Source organism: Nitrosomonas ureae, from assembly GCF_900108305.1.
Classification (GTDB): domain Bacteria; phylum Pseudomonadota; class Gammaproteobacteria; order Burkholderiales; family Nitrosomonadaceae; genus Nitrosomonas; species Nitrosomonas ureae_B.
Genome location: NZ_FNUX01000010.1, coordinates 41,124 through 56,482 on the forward strand (window position 1 = coordinate 41,124; position 15,359 = coordinate 56,482).

Consider the following 15,359-nt stretch of genomic DNA (forward strand, 5'->3'; position numbering starts at 1 on the left):
TATGAGTCATTAAATTTCAGGATAGTGGAAACGGTTTCCGAAGATCAATCGGGGCGCGCGTAAAAATTCTGACAGCCAATATTTCCCGGTCACGTGCCGGATCGATGTCCTGCAACCAGGATTTCAATACGTCTTCCCTATTTTTGGCGCGCCACGCCATGAGTACGCGCCATGCGAGAAATGCGGTCGAGATCAAGTGCCAGAATACCACCAGATACAATCCGATATCCGGACGATCAATCAACCAGCCCCAGCTTAGAAAAAGTAGATTGGGATTACGCCGGGCTGTGATCAAGCGGTTAAATGAATCCAGTTTTTGCCAGATAAATATATCAAACGGCGCCAACCATAGTTGAAATGTGCCTTCGCACAATCGTCCGCCGACATAACCCAAAAACATTAATCCCATAAAAACTTCCAGATCGGGAATGGCTGTTTGCGTGCCCGCTAATCCCGCTCCCCATGCCAGGTACCATAAGGGTGGGTGGATGATGTCCAGACCGTGATCCAGAACATCTCCTATGCGGCTCGAAGTCACTGTGACCCGTGCCAGTTTTCCATCGACCGTATCCAGGAAAGTCATGAACCATCCCATCAACAATCCGATGCCGAAGAATCCTGCCCAGAATGCCAGTCCGGTCAGAATAGCAAGTACGATGCTGAGGTATGTGACATGATTGGGCTGCCAGCCCTGGCGTACGCAGAGATGTGTAGCCCAATACGCCGGTAATGGCCATACCCATTTGGTAACGAGGTCGGTAACCCCTTTGTATGATCCGGAAAATAGTTCTTTTTCCAGTAGCGCGCGATTTTCCTCGCTGACAGGTAAAATATACGGCGGGTCTTTTTTCTTCAGATTCTGCTGGAAATCAATTTCCAAATCTTTCAAGCCGATTCGTGGAATGGACAGCAGCACGAATTTGTAATTCTGGTTTTTGTTATTGTTCAGATTTCTGAGCAGTCGCGGCGCCTGATTGCCATCGGTGCGTATCGCAGCAGGACAACCGTCCTCACTGTATAAAGCGATATTCTTATCCAGTTTGAGCAATACCGAAAGCACACGGGTATCGAACAGAAAATTGGCATTCAGGAATAATGTGCCGGCACCTGTGGGAATTTTCTCGACATCATCGACAAGGGTGACATATTCGTGTGCCTTCAGCATGCGTTGCAGGCGTTCGTATCCGGTTAACCCCCAAATGGCTGTTTTATTGTCACCGAAAATATGAATATAGGTTGAAGCTGGCATATGTGATGGATATCTGGTTTTTATATGAATTGATTATTTTGGCCGAGCGTACACTGGATTAAGCAAGACCATGCGATTTTAGATGTTTTATGACAACAATAATAGACTGTTGCACACTGCGAATTGCCAATGAAGCTTTGAAGAAAGGTCTACATCAACAGGTTTGTGTTGCAGCATGTTTGAAAACTAATCGATCTTTATTTGTTTCGGGCGGTTTGTGGCGCTTTTTCCTTTACGATTGATTTAGAGTCATCTAATGGGTTCGGTTTAACCATACATAGGCCAGGATAATCATAGTAAAACCTGGCGCCAATGCTATCAGCGCTGGATTTAATTGCAATATCAAACCCGCATTTGCAATAATCTGATCGAGCAAATAAACCGCGATGCCAATCAGCGAAGCGAGTACCAGTTTGTTGCTCAAACCGCTGCGGATCGATCCAAAAACAAAAGGAATGGATAATAGCAGCATTGCGATGGTCATCAGCGCACTACCGATTTTTCGCCAGAATGCCAGTGCGTAAGAGTCTGCATCCTGGCCGGTACTGCGTAGGAATTCAACATGCCGGAACAACTCAAGCGGTGACAGACTTTCGGGCGGTTTAGTCAGGGTTGCGATGTCTTCCGGACTGACAAAGGAAGACCAGTTTAAAGTATTATGGCGAGCTACCACGATTTGATTGTTTGCAAAAGTTCTGATAATAACATTGCCGAGTTCCCAGGTTTCATTATCAACAATTTCTGCGGTTTGAGCCAGGACATGGGCAGCTAAAAAGCCTTCCTGATCCAGTTGCAGAATTTCAATACTGGCCGCTTTATTATTGCTGATGATTTGACCGATACGCAGAATATTCTTTTCATTGCGTGTCCATATCCCCAGATTTCTTCCGAGCTCAGCGCTTTGCTCCAATGCAATAGCCCGATAAGTAATTGCTTTTTGCTGCAATTGCGGCGCAATGAATTGCTCTAAAATGGCGATGCCCAGTAAAAGTAAAATGCCGGCACTTAAAGGTGCGAGGCTGATGCGCCAAGGGGAGAATCCAGCAACCCGCATGGCAATCAATTCCGAATGTATCGCCAATTTCCCCAGTGCCGCGACCGTGCCTAATAAAGCCACAAAAGGGGCGATTTGAATGAATCTGCGCGGTAACAGCATGGTGGTATAGAGAAACGCGTCGGTAATGCGGTAAGTGCCTCTGCCTACATCATCCAATTGATCAAGTAAATCAAAGAAACTGAAAAGCGGCAATATCACAGCGATGGCAATCAAGAAGCCAATCAATACCTGGCGAAATATATACCGGTAAATCATTGTCTTGGACGTGATAAGTGTTTTTTTCTAACAATCAGGGCATAAGTGATGAGCGCCAATAGCATGAGCAATTCCAGCCACCATACGCCAGGCATGCTGCCGATAGTCTCCTGTTCCACCCAGGTTTTTGCTAATCCGCTCAGATTGTAGTACGTGGCGAAAACCAGGGCGGCAATGAGATAGGTTTTGTCCGTTTTGTCTTGGCGCGGAGCGGTATGAATAAAGGTTAAGGCAATAAGCGCCAGCAGTATGGTAGCAAGCGGACGTGAGATGCGCCATTGCAACTCGGCGATGTCACGCGGCAGATCGGATTCCCACAAGGTTCTTGTCGCGGCCGCTTTGCGCCGGTAATTCGTGACGTAATCATTATCAATGAAATAGATCATCTTTTTGAACTGAATGACATCATCGGTGCTGGCGATGTTCGTCAATTGGTAGATGATGCCTTCCGATAACTGAATGTGCGGTCTATCGTCTTCTGCTGTGGGTTTAATTTGTTGAGCCTGTTTGGCAATGACGATTTCACTGCTGTCAGGTTTCTTGATGTAGTGAAAAATATTTTGCATTTGTTTGTCGGTTTCATTTTTATTGCGTACATAGATTACCCTGCCACTTTTTTCGCTACCATAAAACCGTCCGGCTTGAAATCGATTGGTGTTGAGTTCCGCCTCTGCTTGCGCGTCGAGAATGTAGCTTTCTCCATAAGCCCAGGGACGAACATACGATGACAACATGCCACTGATGATACCTACCGGTATCGCGACGGTCAGCACCGCGATAACGATGCGGCGGCCGCTGATGCCCACTGAGCGGATAACATTCAATTCCTGATCTTTGTTGAGCCTTCCCAGGCCCATAATGACTGAAATATAGAGGGCGATGGGAATTAACACTTCCAATGCGATCAAGGTTTTTAAAAAAACCAGTTTGATCAAACCGGCGATTCCCAAAGTTTCCGTAACGGCGCCAGCTAAAAGCCTGGCACTGCTGAAACTGGCGAACAGTCCGATCAGGATGAGAATGACTACCGTGAAAGGCAGCATTATTTCCCGTGCGATATAGCGGTCGATTAATTTCATGACTCTGATCTGAGTATCGATTCAGCCAGTATTAAGTCTTCGACTTTATCCACGTCTACTCCGGCGCGTGGATCGTCCAGCATGATGGCTTGTATGGCTACCCCGGATTTTTCCGATACTGCCGCTAACGCCTGGTGCAATGTCAAGGATCCCAGCAAATAGGATAATACCGTTTTGAATCCGAGTACCTGTGCAATTAAACGCCATGGGCGTTTGCGCAAATCTTCTGCTTTGCGCCAGAATTTTACCACTGAGCGCCCTTGCGGTTTGAATGTAAACAGATTGCAGCCACAAAATCCGCCGTCATTCAAGCGGATGACAGTGCGCTTGGCATTTGGGAATGCGGCCGCGATCACGTTTTGATTGATTGCGCCGACTGTGGCATCGCTATTTACTGCGAGTGATTTTTGCAAAAAATCCTGCACAATGCCGGGTGTGAGTAAGGCATGATCGGCGGTAGTTAATAATACCGGTGTATTGCTGGATACGTGGTTAAGGCCACTCTCAGCGCTGCGACTGGGAGAGTCCAGGTTGGGTAGCCACTTTACTTGCCCTGAAGCAATGCGCTGTTCTAATTCCGGGCAATGAGCGTGCAAGGATTCTGGAGGGCCGCATAAAATGACGCTGGAGATTTGATTGCAAGCCATCAACGTATCCAGGACACGGATAATCATTGGAATGCCGTCAATCGGCGCGAAGGCTTTGCAAGCCGCGCCGGTATGTTGCGTGATAGGATCTTTGCCGGTGCGATCAGCGGCTAGAACCAGCGCAACAAATTGCTGCGATGCCGGATTAAATGCATCACTCATAATATTTTTTGATAGATGCGATAGCGCTTGTACTGTTCGCTACCCAGATGATCGAGAATATTGCGCATTGCCATGTTATCTTCCAGTATCCACGACATTTCAACTTCCTGAATGCCGCGGGCGATACCGGCCTGCCGGGGCGCATCAATGACCAGGCACGCCAGTGCCAGACCTATCGGTGTATTATGAAATTGTTTGCGTACTCCCATCAGCGGTATACGGCCTGAGCGAATTTCATGATTCCTGATGCTTCTGATGAGTTTGAGCCAACCGAAGGGAAACAGGTTTCCGTTCAGCTTAGCTAACACTTCGTTAAGATTAGGTAAACCCACCATAAATGCCGCAGGTTTGCCATTGACTTCGGCAATCTGGATGAATTCATCCGGTAGCAGCAGTCGCAGACTACTACCCAATTCGGCGAATTCTTCCTGCGTAAATGGAATGAATCCCCAGTTTTCAGACCATGCGTCGTTAAAGATATCACGTAGCGTTTCCATTTCTTCATTAAATCTATCGCGACGGAGTGTACGTATTGTAATTTGCGAGGAAAAGCGATTGATCAGTATCTGCATGATGCGTGGTATTTCAAAATCAACTCTAATCCGATACGCCAATAAATCTTTTGCCGGATGATATTCCTGCTCTGTCAATAAACGGTCATACCAGCGCGCTGAGTGCGGCATCATGACGACGGGCGGCGTATCGAATCCGTCTACCAGTATGCCGCACTCCTGATTTATTGACAGATTGAACGGGCCGCTGATGCGGCGAATTTGCCGGGAAGCTAACCATGCTTCCGCGTGAAGCATCAACGCGGCAAACACTTCCGAATTGTCGATACATTCCATTAAACCAAAGTGGCCGCTATCTGTTCCGTAGCGTTCCTGGTGCAGCGAGTCGATTTGAGCGCTGATGCGGCCAACGGGCTGACCGTTCTGAAATGCTACCCAGGTTTGCCACTCACCGTGTTTAAAAAAAGGATTATAACGGGAGAAATGAAAACGTCGTTCCAGACGCAATGGCGGTACCCACATCGGGTCATTTGCGTAGATGTGCCAGGGCACATCAATAAACTTACTCATATCACGATACGTCATCACCGGTCGCACCGTCACTAAGGGGTTGGCCGACTTATCGTGTTTAGTCATACTGTATGAATGTTTCTGTACAAATTCGAATAATCTTAATTAATTAATTAAAAATCAATCTGCTGTTAATTTGTATTTGATAGATCCATTAAGAATTTTTAAATATGCGTATGCTTGAGTAAGTTCGAGATTAGTTGATGAAATTCTATCTTGGGATCGAGTTCGGTGCTGGCAGGTTGATGGGTAGCCGTGGAGTTTTGTTCGGCCGCGGCAATCCTTTCATCGGTAAGATTACGGCAGAAATCACGAAATTTATTCCAATCCATGTTGTAGCTCAGCAAGCGATCCTGTGGAATGAATATGCGTAGTACTTCAAAATTATGATACATTTCCGGCAAACGGGCTGTAAGGTAATGGTTAATATTTCTTGGCCAGCGTTTATGCTCCGGATACATATCGGAAAACTCCTTTTCAATCGTGTAACGAAAGTTATCGATGGCCAGGGCACGGCGTTTACGGTTAATAATATCCACCATGATAGCTACTATTCCTAATAAGCCAAATAATACAAATGGCCATAGTGGCATGGTTTCAAAATATGCTGCAATTTGATTAATGTTTTTGTCCAAGGCTGTCTCTAGTTAAATTCGTTATGTAACAAAAATATTCCACATGCGGCGCAATATATTGGCGTATCTTGCCATAGTAAAGCGCATGGATCAATATAAGCATTTCGTAAGTGTCCAAATTTATAAGCGTATTGCTATAAGCTGTTTTCCTTATGCAATCTGTGCCTGATAAGTAGCAATCATTAAGTAGCAATCATTCAAACGGTAGCTATTTTTTTCATCCATTTCCCTTTTTACCAATAGTGCATCTTCGTAGGCGAAAAATTTTTCGCCTACGAAGATGCAGCAATCTCCTTTATCGAAATTAACTTCGTTGAGCTGATATTTTTCTTTTATTTGCCATGTCGATTTTTTCTAAAATTTCTTTTTATTTTCAATATATTGTAATTTATTTGTCATGTGAATTCTACTCCTGATTCTTTGGCACGCTATTTGCCTATATCAATATGAAGGAGATCGGAATTAAACCGATTAACCCGACGAGAGCGTACGACGCTAATTTAATACAAGTTTTTTTAAATTAGTTTGTGTACGAAGAGAGTTATAAATTAGTGGAGGGCTATGTCATGTATCAAAGTGAAAATACATTTGAATTCAATCCGGAAATGAGCAATTTTGAAGCCGAGCAATATGAAGCCGAGCAATATGAAGCCGAGCAATATGAAGGCGAGCAGTATGAGCAATTCGAGTATGGCGAAGCGGAATGGGGGGAAGTATTCAACGAAGGCGAAGTGATGGAACTTGCCGCTGAGCTTCTGGAAGTTACTAATGAAGCAGAGCTTGACCGTTTTCTCGGGAAATTGATCAAGAAAGCCGGCAGCGCCTTGGGCAAAGTAGTGAAATCTCCCATCGGTCAGGCGGTGGGTGGCGTGCTCAAGGGGGTTGCCAAAAAAGCATTGCCGATTGCCGGTGGTGCACTGGGCGCTTATTTTGGCGGACCTTTGGGCGCTAAGATTGGCAGTGGCCTGGCTTCCGCAGCAGGAAATGCGCTTGGGCTGGAGCTCGAAGCATTTAATCAAGAAGATCGCGAATTTGAAGGCGGAAAACAATTTGTGCGATTCGCCGCGAATACTGTGAAAAATGCCGTGTCAACCCCTCCTGCCACTGATCCGCGCAGTGCTGCGCAAACGGCCGCTAATAAAGCTGCGCAAGTCTATGTACCCAATTTGTTAGGCTCAGGATCGAGATCTGCCATGCCATCAGCTATGCCAGGTAAAGGGCGCGGAGGCCGATGGTTCCGGCGTGGCCGCAACATCGTCATCGTCAATTGCTAAGCCGTTTCTATAAACGTATTTACGAGGAGAACTAACATGCACGATATAGACCGTACACAACTGGAAAGCAACCCTGAGCTGGAAAATTATGAACATGAGCAATACGAATTTGGAGAATACGGCGAATATGGTGAAACCGAATGGGGTGGAGAAACCGGTGTTTTCAGCGAAGCGCAAGCGGTGGAATTGGCCGCCGAGTTATTGGAGGTCAGCAGCGAAGAAGAGCTGGATCGATTCTTGGGTAGTCTTCTTAAGAAGGCGGGTCAAGTTGCCGGGAAGTTTATCAAATCCCCGGTAGGTCAGCAGCTCGGCGGACTGTTGAAAGGCGCGGCCAAGCAAGCTTTGCCCATGGTGGGTAGTGCCATTGGCGGTTATTTTGGCGGCAGTGGCGGTGCCAAGATGGGCAGCCAGGTGGCCTCAACCGCAGGGCGGATTTTTGGCCTCGAATTGGAGGGATTGAGCCATGAAGATCAGGAATACGAAGCTGCCAAAAGTTTCGTTCAGTTTGCCGGAACGGCTGCAAAAAATGCAGCAATATCACCGCAGGGAGCAAATCCCAGAGTAGTTGCACAATCGGCGGTAGCGGCAGCCGCCCGTCGACTTGCTCCAGGTCTGGTTCGCGGTACTCCGGCTGCAGCGCTAGCTGCGTCAGGCAGCGTGTGTCCCTCCTGCGGACGGGGTGCCATGAGCGGCCGCTGGATGCGACGCGGAAACAAAATCATTTTGTTTGGAGCTTAGCCTGTCATGGCTCCCGCTTCTTACGCCACATGGATGCTCGAGCAAGAAGCTCGTGCTTTGCTGACCCGGTTGAAACGCATCAAGCCTTTCGCTTTGCATGAAACCATGCTGCCAGCGGCATCGTTGTTACCGGCAGCGCAAATCGGCATCGAGCGTTACTTGATGGAGGGGCGGCGAGAACTGAGAAGGATGATTCAGCGTTACATTGCTTGGTTACGCGGACCATCTGGCCGTAGGGCAACGCCCGCCCATGCACAGCGGCTGTTTTCACTGCTGCGGTTGAGATTCAATGCGGTACTGACACAATTTGATTTATTCAACGATGCACTCACGCAGCGCAGCGAAAATGAAATCGGTGTGTGGCTTTCCGGTCTTGAAGTGGTATCGGCTGATGCACTCGCTATTCCGGGGCATTATTACGAAGTACCGCCAGTTATCTGTTATCTCGATCGTGGTGTTGGCGCGGCGATCCGCCGTGCAAGAACACGATTGCCAGGTGGCGGTGAGAATCCGGTAGCGGTGATTCGTGTTCCCCGGGAACGCATGGTGGGCAGCGGTATCGCTTCTTCCCTGATCCATGAAGTAGGGCATCAGTCGGCCGCACTGCTTAACCTGGTGAATTCCTTGCGGCCTGTTTTGCAGGGCATGCAACGGGGCAGTGGAGCCTATAGCACCACCTGGGCATTGTGGGAACGGTGGATTTCAGAAATCGTCGCCGATTTCTGGTCTGTTGCTCGCATTGGTATTGCTTCCACGCTGGGATTGATGGGTGTGGTCAGCTTACCACGCGCTTTTGTATTCCGCTTGAATCGAGATGATCCGCATCCGGCGCCATGGATCCGTGTCAAGCTGAGTTGTGCGATCGGGCAAGCGCTTTATCCGCATCCCCAGTGGCAACGCCTGGCCCAATTATGGGAATCCTACTATCCGCTGGACGGATTGGAGGCCGCGCAACGGCAGAATTATCAGGCATTGCAGGCGACTTTACCTGGTTTTGTAGCGCTGCTAATCAATCACCGTCCTGAAAGCCTGCGCGGGCGCAGCCTGGCTGAAGCTTTGCAGGTGCAAAATCGCCAGCCGCACCGTCTTCAGGCACTGTTCTTAGCGTGGCGGCAGGAGCCAGTGAGAATGTATCGCGCATCACCGGTACTGGCTTTCGCCGTGATCGGCCAAGCACGTGCCGACGGCCGCATGAGTCCGGAGCAGGAAAGCGCCTTGCTCGGGAAATTGCTAACCCACTGGGCGCTGCGCAGCACCTTGGCAGTGTCTGCGGCCTGTTCAATGCGATCAGAACAACCTAAGCCTTGGCTTGCAAATTACTATCAACGAAATCGTTTTATTAACTATTCACTCAGGAGAATGACATGAGTACAAAACAATCCAAAAAATTGCAGAATTGCGAAGAGCAGTGCAATGGCACGCTCAGAGTTTCCATACGCGATTCGGGAGAATCCCAGAGTCCGATTCAGGGAGCGAACATTAGTGTCTTCGAAATGATATCCGGCGAATGGAAGAAATTAGATATAGAACCACAAATCAACGACGAAAAAGGTTATGTAGAGTTCGTGCTTTTAGGTGGAGATGCGCACGAATATGGCATAGCTTTCAAGAATGCTTTTGGTTTTCAAAAGGAAGTAGGTAAAGAATGTCAGTCAAGCGATGAACTGCAAGAACCTTTCAAAATTGGTTGTAATTGTATCAAGCATATCAACTTCAAGGTTCCAGTATATCTCTCGATGCGGCTTGTGACTTGTGGTCCAGGGTTTGAAGATCTTTCATGTCAGGGCATATTGGCAGGTCAGCCAGCTTCTCTGCAAGTTTCGCATAACGCCGTGCTGGGAAATGTTCCGATCAAGCTATTCTCCGATCAGGGAAGACTGTCCGCATACCAAAGTGTCGTGAATGGCAATGAGCGGATAGTTGACGCACCATTTACTAACACCTCTGGCATGGATGGTCTTTTGCGTGCGCGGGCATTTCTTCAGAATGATGATGGCTCGTCAATAACCGCGGGTTTGGAAAGCATGGTAAGGAGAAGTGTATTGAATGTCGATGCCAGGACTACGACCAGCCTGACGCGTACAGAGACTTCTTTTACAGAAGATACTTCGTTTTGGGCAGGTATTCGTAACAATGCAGAGGCGCTTTCATTCAATAATTATCTGAGCTTCATGGATTGGATCTTCTGTGGCAAGCAAACACCACGAGAATTAAGCCAATTTGAAACTGACCGCTATGAAGAAAAGAACAGGATGTGGCGGGATAAATTGTTGAAGAATCGTTTTTTGCCTTTTACAGATTCTGATGCTTATCGTGTCATCAAGGCGGCTACGGAAGCTTTCGTAATGGTGAATTGCGGTGTTCATCGCAATGATTTACAACCATTTGATCCTGCTCGAGATGAGGCTTATTTGAATCGTCGCGATCTACCAGTACCCCCGAATGGCTTGAGTCAGGCTTTCAACAATGATTATCTAGTAGGTATCGATGGTAATGGTGATGTACTGCCATATCTAGCCGTTATTCGTCGTAAGTTGCCCGACATTCCGATCAAGATTAAGCCATTCGAAGATATCAGTCCAATCGGCGACGCAGACGAATGTTTTGGGTTGCTGCAAGAGAAACTCGCTAATCCTTGTCTGCTGGAACTGATCTGGTCTTACTGGCACGAAGAAGGCATGCTGGTACAAACAACGAACACCATTACACGGCGATTCCAGAATGTGCGTTCATCCGCACGTGATCCGCTAGTCAATCTGGAAATGGATCCATTACGCCCGCTCAATAATGTGCTTTGGGGTTACATCCAGGATGAACAACACCGCTTGACGGTCAATCGGCGCAATTACGAATATGATCACCATTACGGATTGCACCTGGAAGGCAAAGCGGTGCAGAATTTCCGACCTGCCGACACGCGTTCGAAATTCCTGGAGGCTTTTCATCATTTGTTGCGCTTGTGTAGCGTATTCTATAAACAGGATGACGATACTACGATCAAGGCCGATGCCTTCCCGGTGCTCAATGCCCTCAAGGAAATACATTTGATTCTTTCGCAAGGGGCGCACAATCAGTTTGGCGATTTACCGTCGACTGCGCGCATCGAAATGCTGATGCAGCAATGGTTGCTGGCTCGACCGGAGTTCCGGGAGTTGTTGCCGACGCGCATTATGGTGGCTTATCCTGAGCCCTGGATGGATCGCGTTGACGCCATGAAGAAATTGCAAGGCTGGACCGATACCAGCGTGCTGCATTTCCGTAACCTGGGCATGTTCGGCGAGCAGCTTTTGCTTTCCATCCGCTGGGGCCATTGGAGCGATGAATTCGAGCCTGTCAAAGCGCTCAATTGGGCACGGTTTTTCCGTCCGCAGACACAGGGTTACATCCATGCTTACCGTGCGGCAACCGGTGTTGATCTATCGGTCGATTTGACTGCCAATGTGCCCGTGGATTCGACATTGCCATCAGTATTGTTGCAAAAACGTTTGGCAAGTCAGCAACGAGCGATGTGAGATGCATGGCCATGATCAACTTCACCTCGGCGCTCTATCTCGGATTGCATCATCCGAGCCAGTTTTTGCAACCCTGGCAACAACTGACACTGGGGGTTCCGGCAGTGCTTGCCGAACCCCCCGGTGCCGAGGAAGTGGCGGGAAAACTGGCGCAGTTACAAGGATGCGAGCAAGGTGTTTTGTTGCCTTCCACATTGCATCTGTTCTGGGATTTATTTGGCATGCTGCACCGCCAGCCGGCGGTATTGTTTCTGGATGAGGGCGCTTATGCGATTGCTCGCTGGGGAGCGGAGCAGTTTCGTGCCAAAGGTGGTGATATTTACATTTTCCGGCATCACGATCCTGAAGCGTTGTTGGCGCAAATCAAGTTGCATGCGCAAAGGAAGAAATATCCGGTGGTGATTGCCGATGGTTTTTGTCCGGTGTGCGGTCATGCCGCGCCGGTTGGTGACTATCTGGAGATTGTGAGGCGTTTTGGTGGCTTACTGGTGCTGGATGATACCCAAGCTTTGGGAATTCTGGGGGAGTCTCCGGCATGGCACAGTCCTTATGGAAAAGGCGGTGGCGGTATGTTGCGCCGGGGCGGAAACTTTGGACCGGACATCGTGGTGGGTTCATCACTGGCAAAAGGTTTCGGTGTGCCGGTAGCGGTTCTGGCGAGCAGCAATAAACTGGTCAAACGCTTTAAAACGACCAGCGATACCCGGGTACATGGCAGTCCGCCGTCGATTGCGGTTATTCACGCTGCCGCTCATGCGCTGAAGGTGAACGAATTCTACGGTAATGTATTGCGGCACAGGTTGGCTCAACGGGTTGCCCAATTCCGCAAAGGACTGAAGGCTATCGGCTGGGATTCCAGCGGCGGCTGGTTTCCTGTTCAAATCTTGCGTGGAATCGTTGGAGACGCCGCGGTACGAATGCACCAATACTTGTCCCGGGAAGGTGTTCAAACGGTATTGTCACGGCCTCGCAATAACGGCGAAGCACGGCTGAGTTTTTTAATTACAGCGCGACATACCATCGGAGAAATTGATCATTGCATCGATATACTAAATACATTGACACGCATTATCAGTAGGGCTGCAAATCGCAGCAGTAAGCCAGCGTATTCTGGCTTCATAAAATGACAACTACATGCGAGAGGTGAATCATGAATCAAGAATTGAGCTTTGAAACCATACCATTAAAACTTGCTCCCGAAATTGCAGGAGAAATGTTTGCAGTGGAAAGCGAACGAGGAATCCGCCGCTCATTTGCAGGACCTAGAAGTCGTAGTTTGCGACCTGGCATTCGCTCCGGTTTGAGACCAAAGGGTGTCAAACGTCCACCACTTTCGAGGCCGAAACCTACCTTGAAGGGATTGCGGCGACCGTTTGGAAGCGCTGTCTATGAACCTTATCCGATTGCGAGCGAGCCCTATTCCAGTGAACCGGAGCCATCCGGCTCAGAACGCACCCGCTGGGTGCAGGATTGCCTGAATCAAGCGGCGGGAACACAACTTCCGGTGAACGGAATTATGGGACCGGAAACACGCAAGGCTGTACGGAATTTTCAGCGTCAGCAAGGATTAAGGGCAAGCGGCATCGTCGGGCCGGATACCGAAGATGCATTAAAGGCGGCTTGTGCCGGACAAAATGCCGGGGAGAATTCTGAGCTTGAATCGTATAGCAAAGAACCCGGGTTTGTCGCCTGGTTAACTTGGCAACCCAGCAATGAAAAGACGAAGTTGTATACCTGGGAGGAAATCCAGAAGCGCCCGCGTGATCGGATTCATGGTGATGTGGGTGTGTATATTGTTGTTCTATTTGAACGAAGAACTGTTGGCGGGAAAACCAAAAAAATAATCACCCAAATCCTGAAAGTTGGAAAATCGATTGATCAATCCTTTCGGGAAAGACTTGGGCATAAAACTCACCAGGATATACGAGCGATGTATCCGGGGAAAGTTGGATATTACCTGGCCAAAATACAAGCAAGCGGTGCATGCCCTGTTCGTGGTTGCGGCTCTGTAATAGAGCATTTGGTTGCACGTACTTTGATTCGATCTGGAAAAATGATGCTGCCGCACCATAAGGAACCGATTGTTCCAATCAAGGCACTCGACCAGATTCAGGTTGCCAACATCCTGCCGAAGCCTTTAGCTAAAAATCTTGGAAAAGCCTATGCTGCAGCCGGCCCCATGGATGTCCGGAAACAAAGAATAGGGCCAGTGGCAGCTCCAGCCAGCGGCTCCGGTAGTTTGATCCTACCGAAGAATGCAGTATGGGAACTGGAGTATCCTTTCAGCGAAGCGGAAGAGCTTGAACTCGCCGCCGAATTATTGGCCATTTCCAATGAAGAAGAACTGGATCTATTTCTCGGTAAGATGTTCAAGGGAATCGGGAGAGGATTGAAGAAATTTGGCCGTTTCGTCGGTAAGAAAGTGTTACCCGCATTGGGTAAAGGTTTGAAAGCGATTGGCAAGGTTGCATTGCCGATTGTTGGCAAAGCGCTAGGATCGTTTATTCCAATACCGGGCGTTGGTACGGCTATCGGTGGTGCCATCGGAACGGCCGTCAGTAAAGCGCTGGAGCTTGAATTCAGCGGTTTTCCTGCAGAAGAAGCAGAACTGGAAATGGCGCGGCGTTTTGTGCGCATTGCAGCGACAGCAGCCAGACAAGCAGCTTTGGCCAATCCGCATGCCAATCCCGAAGCTATTGCAAATGCCGCCTTAATGGCCGCAACACGGATGCATGTGCCAAATCTCTCTGCAACTGTTCGGAGAGGAAATTCAGAAGTAAACGGTACGATTAATAATGAATGGTACACCAACAGTATTCAACCAGGGCAATCCGGTCAGGAAGCGTTTCTTGGTGATGTATGGAACTCCATTAGCACGGGAGCTCGTAAGCTCTCCAGTGGGGTTGCCGATATGCTGACTGATTGTACACCCATCGAAGATCGCACAAGTTTTACGCCTAAAGATAAGCGCAAAGGAAAGCCGCGCGATATGAGTAAAGTATACGCACTGGTGTTGCATCAGACTGCAGGCAATCAAAGAAATACGCCACCAAACCGGTATGATAGCGTGACTGCACATTTTGTAATCAAGCCGAACGGGCAGATACTGCAATTGCATCCATTGGCAGCCTACCTTAATGCCTCAAATGGGTTTAATGCTGGCAGTGTAGCTGTTGAATTTTCAGGTAATTTTCCTGATATAAGGGGCAAGCGGTATGTTTATCCGAACGGCGCATCACCTCAAGGGATTCTGACTGCCGAACAGATCAAGGCTGGGCGTTGCTTAGTGCGTTACCTTGTTAAAAATATGGGCCTTACCCATATTTTGGCGCATCGACAATCCAGTGCAAGTCGTGCAAACGATCCGGGTCCGGATATTTGGTATCACGTAGGTCAATGGGCTGTTAATAATCTGGGTTTACGGGATGGCGGGCCAAATTTTAAAATCGGTAGCGGCAATCCCCTATCTGATATTTGGCGGACGTGGGGAAAAACAAGACAACAACCTGAACTTGGTGAAGAAATCTTTGCTTAAAGTCAGAATCTCGTTATCTGTGTCAATCTTATGATAAAAGGCGGGCATCATGATAAGTATATTAAACTTCAGGATATTACCATTCGAGGCTGGTGGGGCGCTCAGAAGCAAAGCGGTCAAGTCGGCCTTGTTTT

General features: G+C 48.4%; 12 protein-coding genes. 6 read left to right on the forward strand and 6 right to left on the reverse strand.

Features of this window, described 5'->3' with window-relative positions:
• Positions 1–16 precede the first annotated feature (16 nt).
• From C4S39_RS07405 to C4S39_RS07430, 6 genes are all read right to left on the reverse strand, one after another.
• Positions 17–1,249 carry a CDP-alcohol phosphatidyltransferase family protein gene (locus tag C4S39_RS07405; protein ID WP_103966390.1) on the reverse strand — a complete coding sequence of 411 codons (1,233 nt, stop codon included), beginning with the start codon at positions 1,247–1,249 and terminating at the stop codon, positions 17–19.
• Positions 1,250–1,502: 253 nt separating this feature from the next.
• Positions 1,503–2,561 (reverse strand): LPS export ABC transporter permease LptG, encoded by a 1,059-nt coding sequence (gene lptG, locus C4S39_RS07410; RefSeq protein WP_103966391.1) that lies wholly within the window; start codon positions 2,559–2,561, stop codon positions 1,503–1,505.
• A complete protein-coding gene (gene lptF / locus C4S39_RS07415) occupies positions 2,558–3,640 on the reverse strand; it encodes an LPS export ABC transporter permease LptF (RefSeq protein ID WP_103966392.1) in 1,083 nt (360 codons plus the stop codon). The genes lptG and lptF overlap by 4 nt, the downstream gene beginning before the upstream one ends.
• Positions 3,637–4,449 (reverse strand): nucleotidyltransferase family protein, encoded by an 813-nt coding sequence (locus C4S39_RS07420; protein ID WP_103966393.1) that lies wholly within the window; start codon positions 4,447–4,449, stop codon positions 3,637–3,639. The genes lptF and C4S39_RS07420 overlap by 4 nt, the downstream gene beginning before the upstream one ends.
• A complete protein-coding gene (locus tag C4S39_RS07425) occupies positions 4,446–5,597 on the reverse strand; it encodes an N-acetyltransferase (protein WP_103966394.1) in 1,152 nt (383 codons plus the stop codon). The genes C4S39_RS07420 and C4S39_RS07425 overlap by 4 nt, the downstream gene beginning before the upstream one ends.
• 98 nt (positions 5,598–5,695) lie before the next feature.
• Positions 5,696–6,166 carry a hypothetical protein gene (locus C4S39_RS07430; protein WP_258039342.1) on the reverse strand — a complete coding sequence of 157 codons (471 nt, stop codon included), beginning with the start codon at positions 6,164–6,166 and terminating at the stop codon, positions 5,696–5,698.
• A 566-nt stretch (positions 6,167–6,732) separates the two neighbouring features.
• Here C4S39_RS07430 and C4S39_RS07435 point away from each other — a divergent pair.
• From C4S39_RS07435 to C4S39_RS15290, 6 genes are read left to right on the forward strand one after another with little or no spacing between them, the layout of a single operon-like run.
• Positions 6,733–7,440, forward strand: coding sequence for a hypothetical protein (locus tag C4S39_RS07435; protein WP_103966395.1), 708 nt, complete (start codon positions 6,733–6,735; stop codon positions 7,438–7,440).
• Positions 7,441–7,476: 36 nt separating this feature from the next.
• Positions 7,477–8,178, forward strand: coding sequence for a hypothetical protein (locus C4S39_RS07440; protein WP_103966396.1), 702 nt, complete (start codon positions 7,477–7,479; stop codon positions 8,176–8,178).
• 6 nt (positions 8,179–8,184) lie between these two features.
• A complete protein-coding gene (locus C4S39_RS07445) occupies positions 8,185–9,546 on the forward strand; it encodes a hypothetical protein (protein ID WP_219817929.1) in 1,362 nt (453 codons plus the stop codon).
• Positions 9,543–11,690 (forward strand): hypothetical protein, encoded by a 2,148-nt coding sequence (locus C4S39_RS07450; protein WP_103966397.1) that lies wholly within the window; start codon positions 9,543–9,545, stop codon positions 11,688–11,690. Before C4S39_RS07445 ends, C4S39_RS07450 begins: the two co-directional genes overlap by 4 nt.
• Positions 11,691–11,695: 5 nt before the next feature.
• Positions 11,696–12,817, forward strand: coding sequence for an aminotransferase class I/II-fold pyridoxal phosphate-dependent enzyme (locus tag C4S39_RS07455; protein ID WP_103966398.1), 1,122 nt, complete (start codon positions 11,696–11,698; stop codon positions 12,815–12,817).
• Positions 12,818–12,840: 23 nt separating this feature from the next.
• Complete coding sequence (locus C4S39_RS15290) at positions 12,841–15,225, forward strand: peptidoglycan recognition protein family protein (protein WP_181023780.1); 2,385 nt, start codon at positions 12,841–12,843, stop codon at positions 15,223–15,225.
• Positions 15,226–15,359: the final 134 nt, after the last annotated feature.

Coding starts and splice junctions, on each gene's coding strand:
- C4S39_RS07445 (WP_219817929.1), top strand. CDS start 8,185: ATGGCTCCCGCTTCTTACGCCACATGGATGCTCGAGCAAGAAGCTCGT.
- C4S39_RS15290 (WP_181023780.1), top strand. CDS start 12,841: ATGAATCAAGAATTGAGCTTTGAAACCATACCATTAAAACTTGCTCCC.
- C4S39_RS07435 (WP_103966395.1), top strand. CDS start 6,733: ATGTATCAAAGTGAAAATACATTTGAATTCAATCCGGAAATGAGCAAT.
- C4S39_RS07420 (WP_103966393.1), bottom strand. CDS start 4,449: ATGAGTGATGCATTTAATCCGGCATCGCAGCAATTTGTTGCGCTGGTT.
- lptG (WP_103966391.1), bottom strand. CDS start 2,561: ATGATTTACCGGTATATATTTCGCCAGGTATTGATTGGCTTCTTGATT.
- C4S39_RS07450 (WP_103966397.1), top strand. CDS start 9,543: ATGAGTACAAAACAATCCAAAAAATTGCAGAATTGCGAAGAGCAGTGC.
- C4S39_RS07440 (WP_103966396.1), top strand. CDS start 7,477: ATGCACGATATAGACCGTACACAACTGGAAAGCAACCCTGAGCTGGAA.
- C4S39_RS07425 (WP_103966394.1), bottom strand. CDS start 5,597: ATGACTAAACACGATAAGTCGGCCAACCCCTTAGTGACGGTGCGACCG.
- lptF (WP_103966392.1), bottom strand. CDS start 3,640: ATGAAATTAATCGACCGCTATATCGCACGGGAAATAATGCTGCCTTTC.
- C4S39_RS07455 (WP_103966398.1), top strand. CDS start 11,696: ATGGCCATGATCAACTTCACCTCGGCGCTCTATCTCGGATTGCATCAT.
- C4S39_RS07405 (WP_103966390.1), bottom strand. CDS start 1,249: ATGCCAGCTTCAACCTATATTCATATTTTCGGTGACAATAAAACAGCC.